Genomic DNA, 20,183 nt, shown 5'->3' with positions numbered 1-20,183 from the left:
GAACCGAGGTCGGAAGCGCGGCTACGAAACGACGTGAACGCAGATTCTGCTTCGCGTTTGACCGCGGGTTCTCACCCGCTAGCGGCCCCAGCCGCGCGGGATAAACAATTCCTCAAAAGTATGCACCGCATAGCGATCGGTCATGCCCGCGATATAATCCGCAACCGACTGCGATAAATGTTCGGGGTCGACCGGCGCGCGTTTGGCGAGTTCCGCGGGGTTTTTATAAAAATACGCATATAGGGTCTTGACCATCTCCTCGGCTTTGCTCTCCTCGCTCTTTGCCACCGGATTCTTGTAGACCCTTTCAAACATAAATTCGTGTAATTTATCAAAATATCGGCTCAGTTCGGGGCCGGGGCCGGGATCGACACAATCAACGCCGTGTTTGATGACCCCCGCGACCAGTGTTGTGATGCGGGCGCTTTTAGTTGGCCCGAGCACATTGCGGATCTCGGCAGGCACATCGGTCTGCTTGATGATCTCGGCGCGCACCGCATCCTCGATGTCGTGGTTGACGTAAGCGATCCGGTCGGCCAGCCGCACCAGCCGCCCCTCGAGGCAGTCCGACCATTTTCCCGTAGTGTGGTTGACGATCCCGTCGATGACTTCGGCGGTCAGATTCAACCCTTCGCCGTCTTTTTCAAGGCATTGCAGCACCCGAACGCTGTGTTCGTAATGCTTAAAACCATCCTCGCATAAATCATTCAGCGCCCATTCGCCGGCATGCCCGAACGGCGTATGCCCAACATCGTGACCCATGGCGATGGCTTCGGTCAGATTCTCGTTCAGCGACATGGCGCGCGCCATGGTGCGGGCGATCATCGCGACTTGAATCGTATGGGTCAGGCGGGTGGTGTAGTGGTCGCCGCGCGGGGACAAAAACACCTGCGTCTTCTGTTTGAGGCGCGAAAACGAGGAACTGTGCACAATCCGGTCGGTGTCCCGTTGAAAATCCGTGCGGTAATCGCAGGGCTTTTCGGGCCGCACCCGACCCTTGCTGCCATCTGCAAACGCGGCATTCGGCGCCAAAATCAGATGTTCTTTCCGCTCCAGTTCTTCTCTGATCGTCATGTCCTAGCCCCTTTTCGTTCCGTCATACAATATTCGTGTAGGGGCGATTCGCAATCGCCCGCTGGTTCTTGCTTCCGGCCTCTTGCCTCCCTTGTTAAAGGGAGGGGGACCGTGAAACGGTGGAGGGATTCATCCCGTAAGGATGGCCATCGGTTGTCCGACGTGCGAATTTCGCTCCCTTGTAAACTTCACCTTTCCTTTGTCGGAATGGTGCCGAACTGCGCTCGCCCGCCGGCCACAATGTAGGGGCGAACTTTGTTCGCCCGCCGCGTATGACATCGGCTCATGATTTGCGGGCGAACACAGTTCGCCCCTACGACATAAAACTTTACACTCAGGATAAGTACCGGTCGCCGCCGTCCGGGAAAATGCCGCAGATGCGGGAACCCTCGGGCAGCGAATCGGCCACCTGCTTCATCGCCTCAAACGCCGCACCGGACGAAATCCCGACCGACAGGCCGTATTTCGCCCCCAGCGTTTTCATCGCTTCGACCGCGTCGTCTCCTTTGACCGTGACAACACGGTCGGCCAGCGTCGGATCGTAATTTTTCGGGATAAATCCCGCGCCGATCCCCTGAATCCGATGCGGTCCCGGCTGTCCGCCGGACAATACCGCCGACTCGGCGGGTTCTACCGCCACACAGAGCAGTTTCGGCAGTTGTTCTTTCAGCACCCGTACGGTTCCGGTAAACGTACCGCCCGAACCGACGGTCGCGACAAAGGCGTCGATTTTTCCGGCGTCGTGCAAAATCTCCTCCGCGGTGGCACGGTGGCTGGCCGGATTGGCTGGATTTTCAAACTGCATCGGCATAAAAGCGCCTTCGGCCTCGAGCTGTTTGGCCGCTTCAATCGCACCCGACATGCCTCTTGCGGCGGGGGTTAAAACCAGTTTTGCGCCATAGGCGGCGATCATTTTTCTCCGTTCGACCGACATGCTCTCGGGCATGGTCAGCGTGACCTCATACCCCATCGCGGCGCCGATGGCCGCCAGCGCGATTCCGGTGTTGCCGCTAGTTGGTTCCACAATTTTGCCGCCGTCCAGTTTTCCATCCTTTTGCGCGGCCAAAATCATCCCGAGCGCCGGACGGTCCTTGACGCTGCCGGTCATGTTGTATTTTTCAAGCTTGCATAAAAGCGTTCTGCCGTTGTATTCGATCTCGACAATCGGTGTGTTTCCGATCAGTTTTGAAACGTCCATCATTCTTCCTCCGTTTCACTCTCGTCCGGGGTCTCCAGTCCCAACACCTGAACCGCATCGACGCCGTCAAGCTGTTCGACGCTGCGCAGTTTCTGCCGCATGACGTTGGTGCGCGTCCCGACGAGTTTTTCCAGTTCGCTGTCGGCTTGCCGCAGGCGCGTGCGGGTGTTTTCCAACACGTCCGCAAACTTCTCGAATTCGGTTTTGACCGCACCGAGCACCTTCCACACGTCGCCGCTGCGCTTTTGAATCGCAAACGAACGAAACGCCATCTGCAAGCTGTTCAGCAGCGCCGCCATTGTGCTGGGTCCCGCAATCATCACGCGGTAGTCCCGCTGTAAAATTTCAATCATGCCCTGCTTAACCGCCTCAGCGTATAAGCCCTCGAACGGCAGAAATAAAATGCCGTAATCGGTGGTATGCGGCGGGCAGACGTATTTGTCCCGAATATCCTTGGCTTCGGCTTTTATGGTGTTGATCAGCTGCTTGGCGGCCGCATCAACAACCGCCTTGTCGCCGGTCTCATAGGCGTCGCACAACGCGGCATAGGTGTCGCCCGGGAATTTGGAGTCGATCGGCAGCCAGATCGGCGAACCGTCGTCTGCGGGCAGTTTGACCGCAAATTCGACGTGGTCGCGGCTGTCCGGCTTGGTGGTGACCTCGCGTTCGTATTGATCCTGCGTCAGAAAATCGTCGATGATCGCGCCCAGTTGGACTTCGCCCAAAACGCCGCGTGTCTTGACGTTGGAAAGCACCTTTTTCAGATCGCCGACACCGCTGGCCAGCGACTGCATCTCACCGAGTCCCTTGCTGACCTGTTCAAGCCGCTCGCTGACCAGTTTGAACGACTGTCCCAGCCGCTCCTCCAGCGTCTTCTGCAGTTTTTCATCGACGGTCTGCCGCATTTGTTCAAGCTTTTGTTCGTTGCGGTCGGAGAGGAGCTTCATCCGGTCGTCCATGCGCAGCAGTGATTCGTTGACGGCTTTCTGCAGCGCATCCTGACTGTTTTTTAACTGTTGTGTCAGCTCGATCAGGCGTTTGTCCTGGATATCCGAAGCCGCCCGCTGCGACTGCATCAGCGCACCCGTCACGCCCTCCATCCCGGCGCGCATCGCGGCGGTATTCTCGGTGCGGTTACGCGACAGCTCGTCCGCCAGCATTTTTTGCTGTTTTTCACTGTTTGTGCGCACAAACGAAAAAATCATCAGCGCGGCGACGAGTATCCCCGCGAGATTGGTTCCGATCAAAATGAACAGTTGTCCGGTTGTCATGATTATAGCAATTCCTTCCGCAGATTAATTGAAAAATCTATTTTTCAATCTTTTCGCGCATCTTCAAAGGCGGCGGGTTCAACGCCACGACCTCCTTGAATACGGCGGTGGACTTATAGGTGATCTTGCGGTCGCGGTGCAGCCGCCCGAACACCCACAGCGTATATTTGGTCTTTTTCCCGATCTCATCGAGATAAATCTGTAGATTGTCGCAATCGACGTAGCCCGCTTCCATCGAGGCCAGCATCGCCGCCGAGGGCTGGTGCGTCAGAATATAATCGACCTGCCAGCCGGTTTTCTCGAGATTTTCGCGCCCGTACGCGAATTCGTCCTCCCCGGGCAGTTCGGCGGCAAACCAGTTACCGCATTTTTGCTTGCTCTCGATGTCGTCGCTCTTAGCGCCGCCGAAAGCGAAAATCTTTTTACCCTCAATTTCAAAGACGCTGCCGCGTTTCAGCCACCGCAGGTTTCCGCTGATGACCGCCGCTTCACCACCTTGGTACTCGTTCATCGGATATTGCATCAGCAGGTCATGATTCTCGTTTGCGCCGTCGACAAAACAGATGTCGAACTTGCTCTTCCCGATCTTTTTCAGAAGTTTTTCCTCTGCCTTATCGCCTTTCCAGACGAAGCCGAAATCCCCCGCAATCAGCAGAGTATCGCCTTTTTTCAGATGTTTGCAGGACGTTTTGAGCTTTTTATAATCCCCATGCATGTCGCCGGTTGCGAAAATCATAATGTCACCCTTTCACACGCTCTTATAAAACCGAGAGCGCCTGTTCGAGATCGGCCACAAGATCGTCAGGGTCCTCAATGCCGATGGAAAACCGAATCGTACCCTCGCTGATGCCGGCGGCTGCCAGTTGTTTTGCGCTGAGCTGCGCATGGGTAGTCGAAGCCGAGTGGTTGACCATCGACCGGCTGTCACAGACGTTGGAGACGTTGGCGAAAACCTTGAGCCTGTCCATGAATTCGGCGCATTGATCACGGTCGCCGCCGAGTTCACAGGTGAACACCGCGCCGCATCCGTTCGGCAGATATTTTTTGCAGACCCGTTGGTATTTCGATCCGGACAGTGCCGGGTAACTCACGCTTTTCACTTTCGGATGTTCGAGCAGATATTCCGCGATAATCTCACCGTTTTCGCAGTGCTTTTTCATGCGCAGCGACAATGTCTCAAGCCCGAGCAGCATCAAATACGCGGTGTTCGCGGCCATACAGCCGCCGATATCGCGCAGATATTTGCTGCGCAGCCGTGCGCAGAACGGCGCATCGGCAAAATCTTTGGCGAACACCACGCCGTGATAAGACGCGTCCGGCTCTGCAAACTGCCGATAACGCGGGTTATTCAGATAATCGAACTTCCCGCTCTCAATGACAATTCCGCCCATCGCATTGCCGTGCCCGCAGATATATTTCGTCGCCGAATGGACGACAATATCCGCGCCGAATTCAAACGGGCGGCATAAGTAAGGCGTCGTAAAGGTGGAGTCGACCACAACGAGCACGCCATGCCGGTGCGCGATCTCGCAAATCGGTCCGATTTCGGCAACCGCCGCGCCGGGATTGCTGACCGTTTCAAAGAAAAACAGTTTCGTACGGTCGGTGATGGATTCCTCCCAAGCCAGCAGGTTGTCCCCATCGATAAAATTGGTTCTGACGCCGAATTGCCCGAAGGTCTGACCGAGCATATTGACCGCGCCGCCGTAGATTTTACGCGCCGCCACAATCTCGTCCCCGCTCTCACAGAGATTGGCGACCAGCGAAAAGATGGCGTTGTGTCCCGACGAAAACGCAACCGCCGCCGCACCGCCCTCGAGCAGTGTCATACGGTCCTCAAAAATCCGGACAGTCGGGTTGGAAATGCGCGAATAGATGTCGCCGTCCTCTTGCAGCCCGAACAGCGCCGCAGCCCGATCGGTGGTACCGAAATCATAGGCATTGGTCTGGTAAATCGGCGGGGTCATGCAAAAATTGTGCTCTTTCGGGTCATATCCCCCGTGAACCGCAATCGTGTCAAAACCCGGGTTTTTCATATGTATTGCTCATCCTTTCACAAAAACCGGGCGTGTTCCCCGGTTCGACTCTTATCAATGATCCTTTACATAAACATTACCAAGTATAAAAAATTTGCAAATTACCCTTTTCTTTTACGTCGAGTTTTGGTATAATTAAATCGTAAAAGCCGTTTACATCCGAAAAGAGATTAAATACGGGTACATTATAACATTTCGCGAGGCGATATTCAACAGGAGGTGAGGGGTCTTGCGCAAATTCAAGCGCGCCGCCGCCATATTCGTTATGTTATTGGTCCTCTCGGGGACTTTTCTATTTTCGGCTTCCGCAGAGGGGGTCTATGCCCCCAACGAGGAGCCGCAGGCCGAGGGTGTCTACATCGTCAATGAGGATACCGACCTCGTTATGTACGATAAAAACGGCGAGGAGCGGCTCTATCCGGCCTCATTGACCAAAATCATGTCGGCTATCGTCATCCTCGAAAACGTCAAAGACCTCGACGGCACCGTCGGCACCATGACCAACGAACTGCTCACGATGATTCAAGGCACCGGCAGCGCCGTGTTGAATCTGGCCGTCGGCGAAGAGATCACGATGCGCCAAATGCTGTATGCCATGCTGCTTGCCAGCGACGGCGACGCGGCACTATTGGCCGCCGCAACGACCAGCGGCAGCGTTGACGCTTTTGTGCAGCAGATGAATGAAAAAGCTACCCAACTCGGCTGCATCAATACCCATTTTACCAACCCGCACGGCCTGCACGACGATAACCACTATTCCTGCGCATACGACATCTATCTGATGATCAAAGAGGCCATGAAATACCCGGTGTTCAACGAGATCGTCAATTCTACCCGCTATACAATCCCGGCGACCAACAAACACGCCGCCCGTACCATCGTCACCACCAACATGATGCTCAGCTATAACCTCGGCGGATCGCTCTATTACGAACCTGTCCGCGGCATCAAAACCGGCTTCACGACACCTGCCGGTCCCTGTCTTGCCTCTCTTGCCGAAAAAAACGGGCAGCGCTATATCATCGTCTTATTAAAATCCACCCTGACTTCATCGGACGGCTCTGTTGACCGATACGGCGCGTTCAAAACAACCAAGACGCTTTATGAATGGTTATTCTCGACGTATGCACTTCAAACACTGCTCACCGAGACCACCGTAGTCAAGAGCATTCCGGTCAACTACGGCGACGGCGTGGATGAGATCGGACTCGTCCCGTCTGCGGAATTCGTGACCATGGTTCCCAAAAACGCAGATATCAGCTCCATTATCGTCAAATTCGACGATGAGCTTAAAACCAAAACCGTAGACGCTCCGGTCGAGGCCGGTACGATTCTTGGTACTGCCGAGCTGCTGATCGGCGACAAATCCCTCGGAACGGTTCAGCTCGTCGCCGCCACCTCAGTCTCACGAAACGAACTCTCCTACATACTGGCTCAGATCGGAAACTTCTTCTCCTCCGACATTATGATTATCATCGCCTGCGTATTGGCGATTTTGATCGCCGGCTACATCATTTTAAATATCGTCTATAACCGTAGAAAGAAATCCCGGTATTCCGCCCCGAGCAAACGGTCCAAACGTCCGCGTTCGCGCAACCGCAACATTTTCCGCTGAATTGAAGGGCACTAAGCCCATTATAAGGAGCATTATGGATCAAAAGCAACGCACAAAACAACTGGATAAGCTCGAAAGGGAAGGCGTCACCTTTGTCAGCCGCGACGGCGTGGTAATTTCCGAGGAGGCCATTCTTTCTCCGGGTGTCGTGATTTATCCCGGCACCGTTGTGGAAGGCGCTTCGGTCATCGGCGGCGGCTGTATTCTGGGCCCCAACACCATGCTTGTTGCATGCAGGATCGGCGTCGGCGTTCGGATCAACTCCTCGCAGTGCTATCATTCCGAAATTGACGACGGCAGCCATATCGGACCTTACGCCCATGTACGTCCCGACTGCAAGATTGGCAAAAACGTCAAGATCGGGGCGTATGTCGAGATCAAAAATTCCGCCATCGGAGACGGTACTTCTTTGGCGCACCTTTGTTATGTCGGCGACTGCGACGTAGGCGAAGATGTCAATTTCGGCTGCGGCGTTGTAACCGCCAATTACGACGGTAAACAAAAATACCGCTCGACCATCGGCGATAATGCTTTTATCGGCTGTAACACAAACATCATATCCCCGGTCAAAATCGGCAATAACGCATATATCGCCGCCGGTTCCAATATTGACCGCGACGTTCCGGAGGGCTCGCTGGCCATCGGCCGTGAACGCCCCAATATCAAGGAGGGCTGGTCAGACAGGTTTTTTAACAGAAAATGAATAACGGAGGAATGTGAAACATGCTGGTACACGGAAAGGATATCAAGATTTTCTGCGGAAATTCCACCCCGGAGGTCGCCTCCCAGATTGCCCGCCATCTCGGCACCGAAGTCGGAAAAGCCGAAGTGGGGACGTTTTCGGACGGTGAGATCTCGGTCTCGATCAAAGAGACGGTACGCGGCTCGGATGTTTTTGTCATTCAGTCGACCTGCAATCCGGTCAACAACAACCTGATGGAACTTCTGATCATGATAGACGCGTTCAAACGCGCGTCGGCAGCCCGCATCACGGCGGTCATTCCCTATTTTGGTTATGCCCGGCAGGACCGCAAAGCCCATGCACGCGACCCGATTTCGGCCAAACTCGTGGCCGACCTGATCACCGCAGCCGGCGCAAACCGCATCCTCACAATGGACCTGCACGCACCTCAGATTCAGGGGTTTTTCAATATTCCGCTCGATCATCTGTTAGGCGTTCCGCTGTTAGCACCCTATTTCAAAAAAATCCACGAACAGGATATCTGCGACGTCGTGGTGGTCTCACCGGATCTGGGCTCTGTCACCCGCGCAAGGCAGTTTGCCGAACGCATCGGCGCCCCGCTGGCTATTGTCGACAAACGCCGTCAGATGGCCAATGTCTGCGAAGTGATGAACATCATCGGCGACGTCAGGGATAAAAAGGTCATTATCGTTGACGACATGATTGATACCGCCGGAACGCTGTGTAACGCGGCCAAGGCCATCCTCGAAAGGGGCGGCGCGGCGGAAGTTTGTGCCTGTGCCACACACGGCGTACTCTCCGGACAAGCACTTGAGCGTATCGCGGCCAGTCCGCTCAAAGAGATCGTTGTACTCGACACCGTTCCGGTCGGTCCGGAGAAAATGAATGAAAAAATCACCGTCCTGCCGATTGCACCGGTATTTGCCGAAGCCATCCTGCGCATCTACAACGACCGTCCGGTTTCCCCGTTATTCGATTAAACAATGTAGGGAACGGCTATCAGCCGTTCCGGCGGGCAGCGCCCGCTCACAATACGCGAGGTAGAATCTGCAAATTTTATCGCTTCGTAATCACGGCGGGTAGAACCCGCTATCAATCCGCGCGTTAAAATCTGCGGCCCACTCGCTTCGTAGCCGCGTTTCCGCCCTCGGCGTGTCCCCCCTTTCGATATAATAAAACTGTAGGGAACGGTCTTGACCGTTCCGCAAGGAGTTTTTCACTTGGGCCTCTTTTCAAAAAAACCGGATATTTTTTTAATCGTCGGTCTCGGCAACCCCGGAGGCCAGTATTCCGGTACCCGCCACAACGCAGGATTTATGGCTGCCGATTTTATCGCGCATAAACAAAACGCGCGTTTTAAAAAGAAATTCCAGTCCGAATGGGCCGAGGTGAAATTCGGCAACAAAAAATGCTATCTGCAAAAGCCGCACACCTTTATGAACAACAGCGGCCTTGCCGTACGCGATGCCTGCAATTTTTACCGCATCCCGGTCAAAAATGTGATTGTGATGCACGACGATATCACACTTGAGCCTGGACGGTTCAAACTCAAGACCGGCGGCAGCGACGGCGGACACAACGGCCTTACCAGCATCATCACCAACATCGGCGACTGGGATTTTCAGCACATCAAAATCGGTATCGGCGCCAAAACCATCAAGGAGATGCCGCTGTACGACTATGTCCTTCAAACACTCTCGGATGCGGATAAAAAGGCGATTGAAGGGTTATTTGACGACGTTTACGGCTGTATTGAAATGATCGTCGCGGGCGATCCGGAAAAGGCAAAGGCGGAATACAACCACCGCTTTGACAACGACAAAGAAGGCAAATGAAAGGGTTTTTACAACATCTCTCGGGGCTGTCGGGCATCGTTCGGATTCGGGAATCGGCGGCAAAACACAAGGCGTGCGCAATCACCGGCTGCACGCCGTCTTTTCGCACTGCGGTGCTGGCGGCAACCTGTGAAGAACTGGATCGCCCGGCACTCGTTGTCTGCCCGTCGGAGGGTGAAGCCGAAAAATTCGCCGTCGACCTGCGCCAGTTTATGGACGACGTTTTTGTATTACCCGCCCGCGAATTGATTCTGACCGCCTCGGGCGTCAGTTCGCACGAATACGAACGCGAGGCGTTGGGTGTGCTCGATGCCGTCCGCTGCAAAAAGGCAAAAGCCGTGATCGGCACCGCCGAGGCCTTTACCCGCCATACGGTCCCGCCCGACGTGCTGGCAAGCCGCCTGATCGAACTCAAAACCGGCATGACGATTGCCCCCAACGACCTTGCGCAGCGCCTTGTCAAAGCCGGATATGTCCGCGTCGATCCGGTCGAAGCCAAGGGGCAGTTCTGCCTGCGCGGTGGTATCGCCGACGTCTATCCGTCGAACAGCGAAAATCCGCTGCGCATCGAGTTTTTCGGCGACGAGATCGAGCGCATGGCCTTTTTCGACGCCGACAGCCAACGCCGTACCTCCAAAGCCGAACGAATCCACATCGTCCCCGCCAACGAGATTTTCCCCGATGATCCCGAGCAATTTATCAAGGACCTCGAGTCGTTCTGTTCCGGTCTGCACACCAAAAACGCGGGCGACTACCGCAATAAAACCGAGTCCGATCTCGCCGCCCTGCGCGAGGGGCGTCGCATCAACTATGACCGCTATTATAACTTAATTCATAAAAAGCCCGCCACAATCTTTGATTATCTGAAAGATCCGGTCTGCGCTGTGTCCGATTTCGCGCGCACCGCCGAGGCCGGAAACGGCTTTGAAAAGCGGTGGCTCGGCGAATTGACCTCCGCGCTTGAAGAGGGTTTCTGCGCCAAAGGCGCCGACGAGTTTTACGAGAGCATTGAAGTGTTATTCCAACGCGTCAGCGAAAGCGGCGGCCTGTTTTTCGACAACTTCGCCAAAACCGCGCTGTCCGACCGCGTACAGGATATTGTCGCCTTCGACTGCCGCTCTAACGCCGTCTGGAACGGTTCGCCCGACACCCTGAACGAGTGGCTTTCCGATGTTTCAGAAGGCGGTTTCACGCCGCTGATTCTGGTTCCGACCAAGCGCGCCGCCAAGGCCCTGATCGATGACCTGACCAATTCCGGCAGACCCTGCCTTTTATATGACCTCGCCGAACCGTTTCAAGGCGATACGACCCATGTCGCGATTGGTGCACTGTCCGGCGGCTTCGAACTGCCCAAACTCAAATTTTCGCTGCTGACCTCAACCCCGCCCCGAACCGTCAAGACCACGGTCAAACGCGCCAACGCCATCGGATCAATCTCCGAGCTCAAACCCGGCAGCTATGTCGTCCATCAGGCGCACGGCATCGGCCTTTATAACGGCGTCGAGACCATCACGGCGGCGGGTGCGACCAAGGATTATTTGAAAATCTCCTATTCCGGCACCGACGTGCTCTACCTGCCCGTCACCCAGCTGGATATGCTCTCAAAATACATCGGCCCCGACAACGACGGTCAGGTCAAACTCAATAAACTCGGCAGCGCCGAATGGCAGCGTACCCGCAGTAAGGTCAAAGCCGCCGTCCGCGATATGGCCGACGAATTGATTGCGCTCTATTCCAAACGTCAGAGCGTTCAGGGCCATGCGTTTGCACCCGATACCCCTTGGCAGGAGGAATTCGAACAGCGTTTCGAATACGACGAGACCGCCGACCAATTGCGCTGCGTCGAAGAGATCAAAGCAGACATGGAAAAACCGATCCCGATGGATCGGCTTCTGTGCGGAGACGTCGGCTTCGGCAAGACCGAAGTCGCCCTGCGCGCCGTGTTCAAGTGCGTCATGGACGGCAGACAGGCCGCGATTCTGGCCCCGACCACGATTTTAGCATGGCAGCATTACGAGACGCTTTTGCGCCGCATGAGCGGTTTTGGCATCGAAATGGGCTTGCTGTCTCGCTTTGTTACGCCCAAACAGGCCTCCGCAACCAAAGCCAAACTCCGTACCGGCGGTATTGATGTCGTCGTCGGCACCCATAAAATATTGCAAAAGGATATCGCTTTCAAAGACCTCGGCCTGATCGTGGTCGATGAGGAACAGCGCTTCGGCGTCGCGCAAAAAGAGACGCTTAAAACCAAATTCCCCGAAGTCGATGTGCTGACGCTGTCGGCAACCCCTATTCCCCGCACCATGAACATGGCCATCAGCGGCATTCGGGATATGTCGATGATCGATGAAGCCCCGATCGACCGCCACCCGGTGCGCACCTTCGTCGCCGAATACGACCTGCATATGCTGTCCGACGCCATCCGGCGCGAACTGCGGCGCGGGGGCCAAGCCTATTGGCTGCACAACCGAATCGAGGACATCGCCTATGTCGGCGCAAAACTGCAAACGCTGATTCCCGAGGCGCGCATCGTCTGCGCCCACGGCCAGATGGATAAAGAGGAGCTCTCGGGCATCTGGCGGCGGATGATGGAGGGCGAAATCGACGTCTTGGTCTGCACGACCATCATCGAGGCCGGTATCGATCTGCCCAACGTCAATACCCTGATTATCGAAAACGCCGACAAAATGGGGCTTTCCCAGCTGCATCAAATCCGGGGCCGCGTGGGACGCAGTTCCCGCCGTGCCTACGCCTATCTGACCTACCGCCCCGAAAAAGCCCTTTCCGAAGTCGCCCAGAAACGCCTCGAGGCCATCAACGAGTTCACCGAGTTCGGAGCGGGTTACGCCATCGCCGTCCGCGATATGGAGATCCGCGGCGCGGGCGATTTATTGGGTGCGCGTCAGCACGGCCACATGGCCTCTGTCGGTTATGATATGTACCTCAAACTCCTTGCGGAGGCGGTCGCCGAAGCCAAGGGCGAAAAACCGGCGGCGCAGAATCCGCCCTGCCTCATCGACCTGCCCGTCGACGCCTATATCCCCCCTGCTTACATCAAAGAACCCGGTCAACGGCTGGATATCTACCGCAAAATTGCCGCTGCCGGCAACAAGAACGCCGAAGCCGAAGTGCTGGCCGAACTGCGCGACCGTTTCGGCGAACCGCCGGTTCAAGTCTCGCGTCTGCTCGAAGTGGCCCGTCTGCGCAACCGCGCCACAGCTTGCGGGGTCACGGAACTTTCCAAGCGCGGCGACGGTCTGGTGTTTTATATGGCCAATCCCGAGCGCTCCTGCCTGCCGGAACTCACCAAGAAACTGCGGGGCCGCGTGATGATGAACGCCAACGGCGCGAGGCCGCATATCTACGTCAAACTGCTCAAAGACGACCCGGCGGTATTGACCGCCCGTGTGCTCGAATTTTTATCCGGTTCCAAATTGGACTGAAACCTTCTCCTCGAACAATCCGCCTACTGTTTCAGTGCGAGCACAAACAAAAGCACGACGCTCAAGATACCAAAGGCGACCGATGCGATTCCGATATTGGAATGAAAATTCATCGAACTCACGTCGGTTGCTTTTCCTACCTTAATCCACAGACCGCACATCAGTGTGGAAAAGAGCAGCAGACTTGTGATAATTGCGGTGATAATTGAAATAACTTTCATTTTAAAACTCTCCTTAAATTTTGATGATGTTGTCTACCAATGTGTCGATATAGTTGTTTCGCTGAGCTTCATCGAACAGATCGACACCGCAGTAGATGCGAAATTCCGACGGACACAGAATCGGTGCCTGAAGCGGCAGCAGTATCTGCAGGGCAAGAACTCGCAGCTGCATCTCATCTTTCTTTCCGCCGAAGATCTCTCTCAGCACAGGTACCAAAAGAAGCTGCGCTTTGGTATCGCCGTTTTGCAGACTGTGTGATACAGCAAACTGCAGCAGTTTTTCATACCCAACCGCGTAATCGCAAAGCGCTTTCAGCATCGTTTTGAGCTTTTGAACCGGCTGCCCAGAATCACTCGAAACGGCGAAATCCCCGGCCATATGAGTCATGACGTCTCCGATTGCCATGCTCATCAAATTATCCTTCGATTGAAAATGATAATTAATCAGCCCGATGCCCACTTCTGCGCGCTCGGCGATTTGGCGGATCGTAACTTTGTCGATGTCATCGGTCTGCGCAAGAATCTCCTGCGCTGCTTTTAAAATTCTGGTCTTTGCCTCTTGATCGTTGTTCATAACAACCTCCTGTCCTACGGTGGGTTCCTCTGCAGTTGAACGCCATCCGTATCTGTTTTGAACATGTTCAGTATAATATAGTTTCCTTGCTTTGTCAATACCTAAATTAAAAATTTTTTAATTTTCTTTCTTTTCATTCTGATTGCATAGGGTTATAAAGAATTAATAAAACTCTTTGATGTAAATCCACCACCTTGCGTAAAAAATCGGGCGGTGGTACAATAGTCGGGAATTGATTTCCCGGGGAGGTCAAACCTTGTTCACACTCGCCATTCTCATCGGAAAAATCGGCGCTTTTTTATTGGGCTTAATCGGACGCGGCAGCGACCTGCCCGGTCGAGTCGCTTTGAAACTCTGCCCGAAATTGCTCGGAAAATTTAAACGCAACGGTAAAATCATCGCAGTCACCGGCAGCAACGGTAAAACCACGACCGCCGGCATGATCGCCCAGACGCTGACCGCCTGCGGCAAGACCGTCAAAACCAATCCGATCGGCTCCAACATGATCGGCGGGGTTGCCACTGTCTTGCTCAAGGCGTCCAACTTACGCGGGCAAATCAACTGCGACTTTTTGGTGCTCGAAACCGACGAGCGTTGGTCTCGGCTGATTTTCGCCGACTTCAAACCGGATTATATGCTGGTCACCAACCTGTTCCGCGACCAGATCACCCGCAACAACAACGTCGATTTTATTTTTGATATTTTGAATGGCATCATCACCCCCGAGATGACCTTGATTCTGAATGCCATGGACCCGATCAGCGTCCGCCTCGGCAAGGACTGCCGCAAGGTGTACTTCGGCTGTGACGAAAGCGGAATTACCAGTAAAGAGCCGCTCTCGATCACCCGTGACTGCAAGGTCTGCCCGGTCTGCAAGCACCGGCTCTCTTATGACTTCTATCTGCATAACCATATCGGAAAATACCACTGCGACAACTGCGGCTTCACCGCACCGGTTCCGGAATATCTGCTGACCGATCCCGACCTCGAAAAAGGCACGGCTAAAATCAACGGCATTAATGTAAAACTTGAGGCTCCGACGGCCTACGGATTTATGAACCTGAACGCAGCCGCAGCCGTCTGTACCGAAGCCGGTTTGCCGTTCGATCAGGTTATTGCCGCCCTGAACGGTATCAAGACCAATAAAACCCGCATCGACCGATTCAAAATCGGTGAACGTGATGGCGTTATGATCCTATCGAAAAACCAAAACCCGGTCTCGTTCGACCTGTCGATCTCCGAGGTGCTGCGCATCCCGGGCGATAAGACGGTCGTGGCCTATATCAATAACATCAACCACACCAATCACCGCGACACCACCTGGCTGTGGGATATCGCGTTTGAGCGGCTGACGGGTAATGTCAGCAACGTCATCTGTGCAGGTCCAAGGGCTTATGACCTCGCGGTGCGGCTCAAATATGCGGGTTTCGACATGGACACGGTGCTGGTGGAGCCGGACAATTCGGGCATCAAAGCGGCGGTCGCCAAGACCAAAGGGACGCTGTGCATTCTGACGGAATTGTACGACGCAAAAACGATCATGGAGGCGGCGGGAAGATGAAACTGTTACGGCTTTACGACGACCTGCTCGATCTCTACGGCGACGGCGGCAATTTCACCGTCATCAAAAAGCGGCTTGAAGCCGCCGGATACGACCTGACTGCGGAGTACCGCACAGTCGGCGAACCGTTTGACCTGACCCAATACGATTTCGTCTATATTTCGCCGGGTCTGCCCAAAAATCTCGCTGTCGCGGCCTTCGATCTGGTACCGCGCTGTGAAAACCTTTTTGAGGCAATCGAAAAGGGCGTGGTGTTTCTGACGACCGGCAACGCTCCGGCGCTGTTCGGAGAAGAATTCGTGCTGGACGACGGCGAAAAAATCAAGGGCTGCGGATTATTCCCGGTACGGCATACCTTCGGAAAGAAAATCACGATCCGCGACCTGGTCGGTGTGACCGACAGCGAGCTTGAGATCACGGGCTTTTTAAACAGCACCGACACCCGCGAAGGCGACTATGAAACCCCGTTTATCCGCATCACCGGCAGCGGGAAACAAACTTATAATCAAACAACCGACGGCGCGCGCCTGAAAAATTTCTTTGCCACCGAACTGCTCGGGCCGGTGTTGGTACGCAATCCGGAGCTTCTGCGGCGAATGCTGACACTGATTGCGGGTGAACCGCTCCCGCCCTATGATGATTCGCTTGAAACCGAAGCCGCAGCGCGCATATCAAAGGAATTATCATTGTAGGGGCGGATATCATCCGCCCGCGAAAATAACCGCAATTAGAAATGAGGAAGTTCGGAAACATATAACTTTTACAGAAAACTTTCTGCCATTTTGACGGGCGGATAATATCCGCCCCTACATGTAAAAAGGCCCCTTTCGGGGCCTTTAAAATTCCCCTCTATGGAGGGGTGGCATGAACATCCACGATGTTCATGACGGGGTGGTTCCTTTACTTCTTCTTCCTCGAGATATATTCCACAGCGCCAGCCCGTAAAACACGACCGCGCTTCTCCTATTCCCCTCTGTGGAGGGGTGGCCCGCAGGCCGGGGTGGTTTTATCCTACCTCTTCTTCCTCGAGATGTTCCATAGCGCCAGCCCGTAAAACACGACCGCGCTTCCGATTAAAATCAAAATGCTCGTCGCTACCGATACCGTGGTCTCACCGAATTTGAACGTCGCACCCATCAGCTGCTCAAAACTGTCGATCGTCTCCGCAGGCGCACCCTCAAAGGTAGCCGCCATCGGCGCCTCCATCATCACCTGCCGAAATAGCAGCGCGGCATGGGACGGCGGAAAACACTTGACTACCCATTGCACACCTTCGGGCAGCTGCCCGATGGGCAGATAGATGCCGGTTAAAAAGCCGATCAGCGTGCCGATGACGGTGCTTGCGGTCGCAAACGCATTGATACTCTTAAAAAACGAGACCAGAAGCAATACCATCGACGCATTGGTCGTTGTGGCTAAAACGACCAGCCCGAGCACCTTTAAAAGCGCTTCAAATCCCATAAATTCACCGCCGCTCACGATGATATAGACCTCGGCAAGCACCACCGTGACCAAACTCATGATGATGCCGATGATAATCGAGCTGAAAATATACCCGCCGACGATCTTGCCGTTTTTGATCGGCGAGACGGTGAAGTCCTTGATGATCTTTTTGGATTTGTCGTCGACCATTGTGCCGAACGCACCCATCGTCGTCGTGACCGAGGTGACCGCGAGCAGCCCTGCCATAATCCAAGAGTTCATCAAAAACTCCGCGCCGGGCGCGTTGCCTAAACTGTTGACCCATACGTCGCCCAAAAACAGCGCGTAAAGCCCGATGATGATAAACACCGCCAATAAAGAAAAGAACACCGAGGCCTTGTCTTTAAAAAACACTTTCAGATTTCGAACGCCGAATCCGATCATGACCTCATCTCCTTTCCGGTGACAGCGATAAAGGCGTCGTCCAGCGTACCTTTCATGACCTCAAACCCCGAAATCATATACCGGCAGGTCTCGAGAATCGGCAGCGCGTCAATCGTCGCTGAGAGTTCCGTCTCAACGGTGTCTGCGGTGATTTTATAGGTTATGCCCATCTCCGCGAGCTTTTCGGCGACCGTTTTTACGTCTTTGCAGGTCAGAATCAGCCGGTCTTTGGAGTATTTCTCTTTCAGTTCCGCCGGCGTGCCTTTTGCCGAAATTTCTCCGTTATCGATGATAATCACATAGTCGGCAGCGGCGGCCTCCTCCATATAGTGCGTCGTCATAAAAACGGTCATGCCGCTCTCTTTTTGAATCTTCGAGACCGTCTCCCAGACGCTTTTACGCGTCTGCGGATCAAGACCGGTGGTCGGCTCGTCCAAAAATAAAATTTTCGGTGTGTGAATCAATGCCCGGGCGATATCACAGCGCCTGCGCTGTCCGCCCGAGAGCTTGCCGTAAGGCCGTTTGAGCAACTCTGTGACGCCGGTGATCTCGGCAGTATGCTTGACTGCTGCCGCAAGTTCTTTTCCTTTCAACCCGTAAAGCCCGCCCCGGCATTTCAGATTTTCTTCAATCGTCAGCAGTTGGTCGAGCAGACCGTCTTGAAACACCGCGCCGATCTCGTGTCGGATGGCGGCGTCGTCTTTTCCGACTGTATGCCCGTCGACGACCACCGTACCCTCATCCTGCTTCAAAAACGTGCAGATGATATCAATAGTCGTGGATTTTCCCGCGCCGTTGGGTCCTAAAAAGGCAAACAGCTTGCCCTTTTCGACGTAAAAATCGATGCCTTTGACGGCATGAACTTCTCCGTATGACTTATGTAACCCCTTGACCTCAATGATCTTTTCCACAATCTCCCCCCATTCCCTTGTAGGGAGCGACGCCCCCGTCGCTCCGCATTAAACACAATTGAAGACGATACCCTTATCCAAACACATCGTCGAATCTGCATTCGACAAATCCCCGGCGTGGGTTTTCCGCCGCCAATAAAGATTACCAAACGTTCGGGTTGCACACCACCAACACGGCTTATTATTTCGGCAACCGGCAGTTGCTTTTTTAAAATTTAAACCCCGAAATTTAATAAGTCCCGAGTTCCAGCCCTTTTTTCACGAAATAGCGATAATTCTCCAAATCGACGGTTTTCGGCACCGAGTGGTCGGTATGCAGCACATAGCCGTATTTGCCCTTGACCGTCGGAATCTTTTTCTCGAGTTCGGCGTCGATCTGGGCGCGGTCGTTGGAACAGAGCGCCCTTGCGTCGATACCGCCCATCAGTGCGATCTTGTCTCCGTAATTATGATAAATGCGCAGCAGATCCATTCCCGCTTTAACTTCCATGGCCTGCAATAAATCCATCCCGGCTTTAATCATCCCCGGCAGCAGCGGCTCGACGAACCCGCAGGAATGCACCATCACCGGAAGCCCGATGGAATGGGCATAGTTAAAAGTGTATTCATGCGACGGGTAGATGAATTGATCATACATCGCCGGCGACATAAACGGCGCGCCTTTATAACCCATATCCTCGTAAAACCAGATGGCGTCGGGTTTGCCTTCGCGTTCAAATAAAAGCTTCTGCAATTCCACAATCAGCCACGAAAAGGTCTTACTCATATCGGCAACCCATTCGGGGTCGTAGATCATTGCGGCCAGCATCTCCTCGTGGCCCGCGACCGGATGCATGCATTCGAATACATTCACGCCTGACCAGACGAAAAATTTATTGTTCTCCGCGGCATATTTTTTCGCCGCGCGGTATTCCTCGAATTTAATGCGTTTTTCAAATAACGACCGGTCGAGCAGCAGCGGCTTGATCTTTTCTTCCCATTTTTCGCGGCTGTCGATCTCATAACGGATATGCTCCGGCGTGGAGTCGTGTTTTTTATGGCGGCGCAGCACCGCCCAGTTGCCGTCGAGCTTCGTCACAGTGTCCTCATCCTCTTTGATGACGACCGGCTCAAAATCAACGCGGGCGACCATTTTAAAGGCCCAGAGTTCCACCATATCGAAATTGAATTCCTTGGTCAAATCCTCTCCGCAGCCCTGGTTGGTCATCCATTCTTTCTGGGTATCGCCCCAAAAATGTTCATAAAGTCCGATCCGATCCACCGGTTGGTGGTTCAAAATACGCGAAATGCGTTCTTTTCCGGTCAGTTCCGTCATAATACGGTCATCCTTTCGCAGAGGCAGTGATAAATTTCGGTTTACAGATTGTCCAAACCCGATCTTTTATATGATACCATCCGCCCATGCCCCTGTCAAACAAATCGTGTTAAAATTCATGTAATAAAAAAACGGCATAAAGCCGTTTGAAGTTGATATATGTAGGGGCGAACTGCGTTCGCCCGCCAAAAAAGCGGCGTCATCTTTATTCCGTGATCTATGTAATGAAAACCCCCGAAATGAACGTATTCATTCAACGGGCGAACACAGTTCGCCCCTACAATAATGACCATTACTTCAATCTCCCGCCGCCGATGACCAGATCGCTGTCATACACCACCGCGCTCTGTCCGGGCGCAACGGCTCTGGCGGGCTGTTCGAAAATCACCCGGTTTTCCTCGATCTTCGCCCCGACCGCTCTCGCCGCCGAGCGGATTTTTACGCCGTAGACCTTTCCCGCCACCGGATTTCTGTGCCATATGCAATCGGATAAATCCGCCTCGTTTGCATATTCATCCCCGCCCCAAGCCAAAAAGACCCGCCGCGTCTCGGGGTCGATT

Annotated in this window: 18 protein-coding genes; 7 read left to right on the top strand and 11 right to left on the bottom strand. The window is 54.1% G+C overall.

Features of this window, described 5'->3' with window-relative positions:
• Positions 1 to 78 precede the first annotated feature (78 nt).
• The 5 genes from PK629_10875 to PK629_10855 all read right to left on the bottom strand — a co-directional run bounded on the left by PK629_10875 (position 79) and on the right by PK629_10855 (position 5,579).
• Positions 79 to 1,074, bottom strand: a complete 996-nt coding sequence (locus tag PK629_10875) for a deoxyguanosinetriphosphate triphosphohydrolase (protein HOP11983.1) — start codon at positions 1,072 to 1,074, stop codon at positions 79 to 81.
• A 334-nt stretch (positions 1,075 to 1,408) separates the two neighbouring features.
• Complete coding sequence (locus PK629_10870) at positions 1,409 to 2,275, bottom strand: cysteine synthase family protein (GenBank protein ID HOP11982.1); 867 nt, start codon at positions 2,273 to 2,275, stop codon at positions 1,409 to 1,411.
• The gene (gene rmuC, locus PK629_10865) at positions 2,272 to 3,543 is read right to left on the bottom strand and encodes a DNA recombination protein RmuC (protein HOP11981.1); all 1,272 of its coding nucleotides are present in this window, start codon (positions 3,541 to 3,543) and stop codon (positions 2,272 to 2,274) included. Before rmuC ends, PK629_10870 begins: the two co-directional genes overlap by 4 nt.
• 37 nt (positions 3,544 to 3,580) lie before the next feature.
• Positions 3,581 to 4,279: a hypothetical protein gene (locus tag PK629_10860; protein HOP11980.1), complete on the bottom strand. Its 699-nt coding sequence runs from the start codon at positions 4,277 to 4,279 to the stop codon at positions 3,581 to 3,583.
• A 22-nt stretch (positions 4,280 to 4,301) separates the two neighbouring features.
• Positions 4,302 to 5,579 (bottom strand): O-acetylhomoserine aminocarboxypropyltransferase/cysteine synthase, encoded by a 1,278-nt coding sequence (locus PK629_10855; protein ID HOP11979.1) that lies wholly within the window; start codon positions 5,577 to 5,579, stop codon positions 4,302 to 4,304.
• 229 nt (positions 5,580 to 5,808) lie between these two features.
• On the opposite strand from PK629_10855, the gene PK629_10850 reads away from it, so the two are divergent.
• The 5 genes from PK629_10850 (at position 5,809) to mfd (ending at position 13,175) form a co-directional block, all read left to right on the top strand.
• Positions 5,809 to 7,194 carry a D-alanyl-D-alanine carboxypeptidase family protein gene (locus tag PK629_10850; protein ID HOP11978.1) on the top strand — a complete coding sequence of 462 codons (1,386 nt, stop codon included), beginning with the start codon at positions 5,809 to 5,811 and terminating at the stop codon, positions 7,192 to 7,194.
• A 34-nt stretch (positions 7,195 to 7,228) separates the two neighbouring features.
• Positions 7,229 to 7,897 (top strand): DapH/DapD/GlmU-related protein, encoded by a 669-nt coding sequence (locus PK629_10845; GenBank protein HOP11977.1) that lies wholly within the window; start codon positions 7,229 to 7,231, stop codon positions 7,895 to 7,897.
• 20 nt (positions 7,898 to 7,917) lie between these two features.
• The gene (locus PK629_10840; protein HOP11976.1) at positions 7,918 to 8,877 is read left to right on the top strand and encodes a ribose-phosphate pyrophosphokinase; all 960 of its coding nucleotides are present in this window, start codon (positions 7,918 to 7,920) and stop codon (positions 8,875 to 8,877) included.
• A 240-nt stretch (positions 8,878 to 9,117) separates the two neighbouring features.
• Positions 9,118 to 9,732 (top strand): aminoacyl-tRNA hydrolase, encoded by a 615-nt coding sequence (gene pth / locus PK629_10835; GenBank protein ID HOP11975.1) that lies wholly within the window; start codon positions 9,118 to 9,120, stop codon positions 9,730 to 9,732.
• Positions 9,729 to 13,175, top strand: a complete 3,447-nt coding sequence (gene mfd / locus PK629_10830) for a transcription-repair coupling factor (GenBank protein ID HOP11974.1) — start codon at positions 9,729 to 9,731, stop codon at positions 13,173 to 13,175. Before pth ends, mfd begins: the two co-directional genes overlap by 4 nt.
• 23 nt (positions 13,176 to 13,198) lie before the next feature.
• On the opposite strand, the gene PK629_10825 is transcribed toward mfd, so the two are convergent.
• Positions 13,199 to 13,396: a hypothetical protein gene (locus PK629_10825; GenBank protein ID HOP11973.1), complete on the bottom strand. Its 198-nt coding sequence runs from the start codon at positions 13,394 to 13,396 to the stop codon at positions 13,199 to 13,201.
• Positions 13,397 to 13,409: 13 nt separating this feature from the next.
• Positions 13,410 to 13,970, bottom strand: a complete 561-nt coding sequence (locus PK629_10820) for a TetR/AcrR family transcriptional regulator (GenBank protein ID HOP11972.1) — start codon at positions 13,968 to 13,970, stop codon at positions 13,410 to 13,412.
• A gap of 256 nt (positions 13,971 to 14,226) precedes the next feature.
• Between PK629_10820 and PK629_10815 the strand changes: the two genes are divergently transcribed.
• Both PK629_10815 and PK629_10810 read left to right on the top strand, forming a co-directional pair.
• A complete protein-coding gene (locus PK629_10815) occupies positions 14,227 to 15,531 on the top strand; it encodes a MurT ligase domain-containing protein (GenBank protein HOP11971.1) in 1,305 nt (434 codons plus the stop codon).
• Entirely contained in the window at positions 15,528 to 16,223 is a 696-nt protein-coding gene (locus PK629_10810; GenBank protein HOP11970.1) for a hypothetical protein, read from the top strand. Before PK629_10815 ends, PK629_10810 begins: the two co-directional genes overlap by 4 nt.
• 319 nt (positions 16,224 to 16,542) lie before the next feature.
• Here the strand turns inward: PK629_10810 and PK629_10805 are convergent, their stop codons facing one another.
• From PK629_10805 to PK629_10790, 4 genes are all read right to left on the bottom strand, one after another.
• On the bottom strand, positions 16,543 to 17,397 hold the full coding sequence (locus PK629_10805) for an ABC transporter permease (protein HOP11969.1): 855 nt from the start codon (positions 17,395 to 17,397) through the stop codon (positions 16,543 to 16,545).
• Complete coding sequence (locus PK629_10800) at positions 17,394 to 18,308, bottom strand: ABC transporter ATP-binding protein (protein HOP11968.1); 915 nt, start codon at positions 18,306 to 18,308, stop codon at positions 17,394 to 17,396. The genes PK629_10805 and PK629_10800 overlap by 4 nt, the downstream gene beginning before the upstream one ends.
• Positions 18,309 to 18,537: 229 nt before the next feature.
• Positions 18,538 to 19,623, bottom strand: coding sequence for a uroporphyrinogen decarboxylase family protein (locus PK629_10795; GenBank protein HOP11967.1), 1,086 nt, complete (start codon positions 19,621 to 19,623; stop codon positions 18,538 to 18,540).
• Between the two features lie 292 nt (positions 19,624 to 19,915).
• The coding region (locus PK629_10790; protein ID HOP11966.1) for a tRNA 2-thiouridine(34) synthase MnmA at positions 19,916 to 20,183 on the bottom strand (268 nt) is incomplete at its 5' end.

It is taken from the genome of Oscillospiraceae bacterium (assembly GCA_035380125.1).
Classification (GTDB): Bacteria; Bacillota; Clostridia; order Oscillospirales; family JAKOTC01; genus DAOPZJ01.
This window is presented reverse-complemented; position numbering and strand designations above follow the sequence as displayed.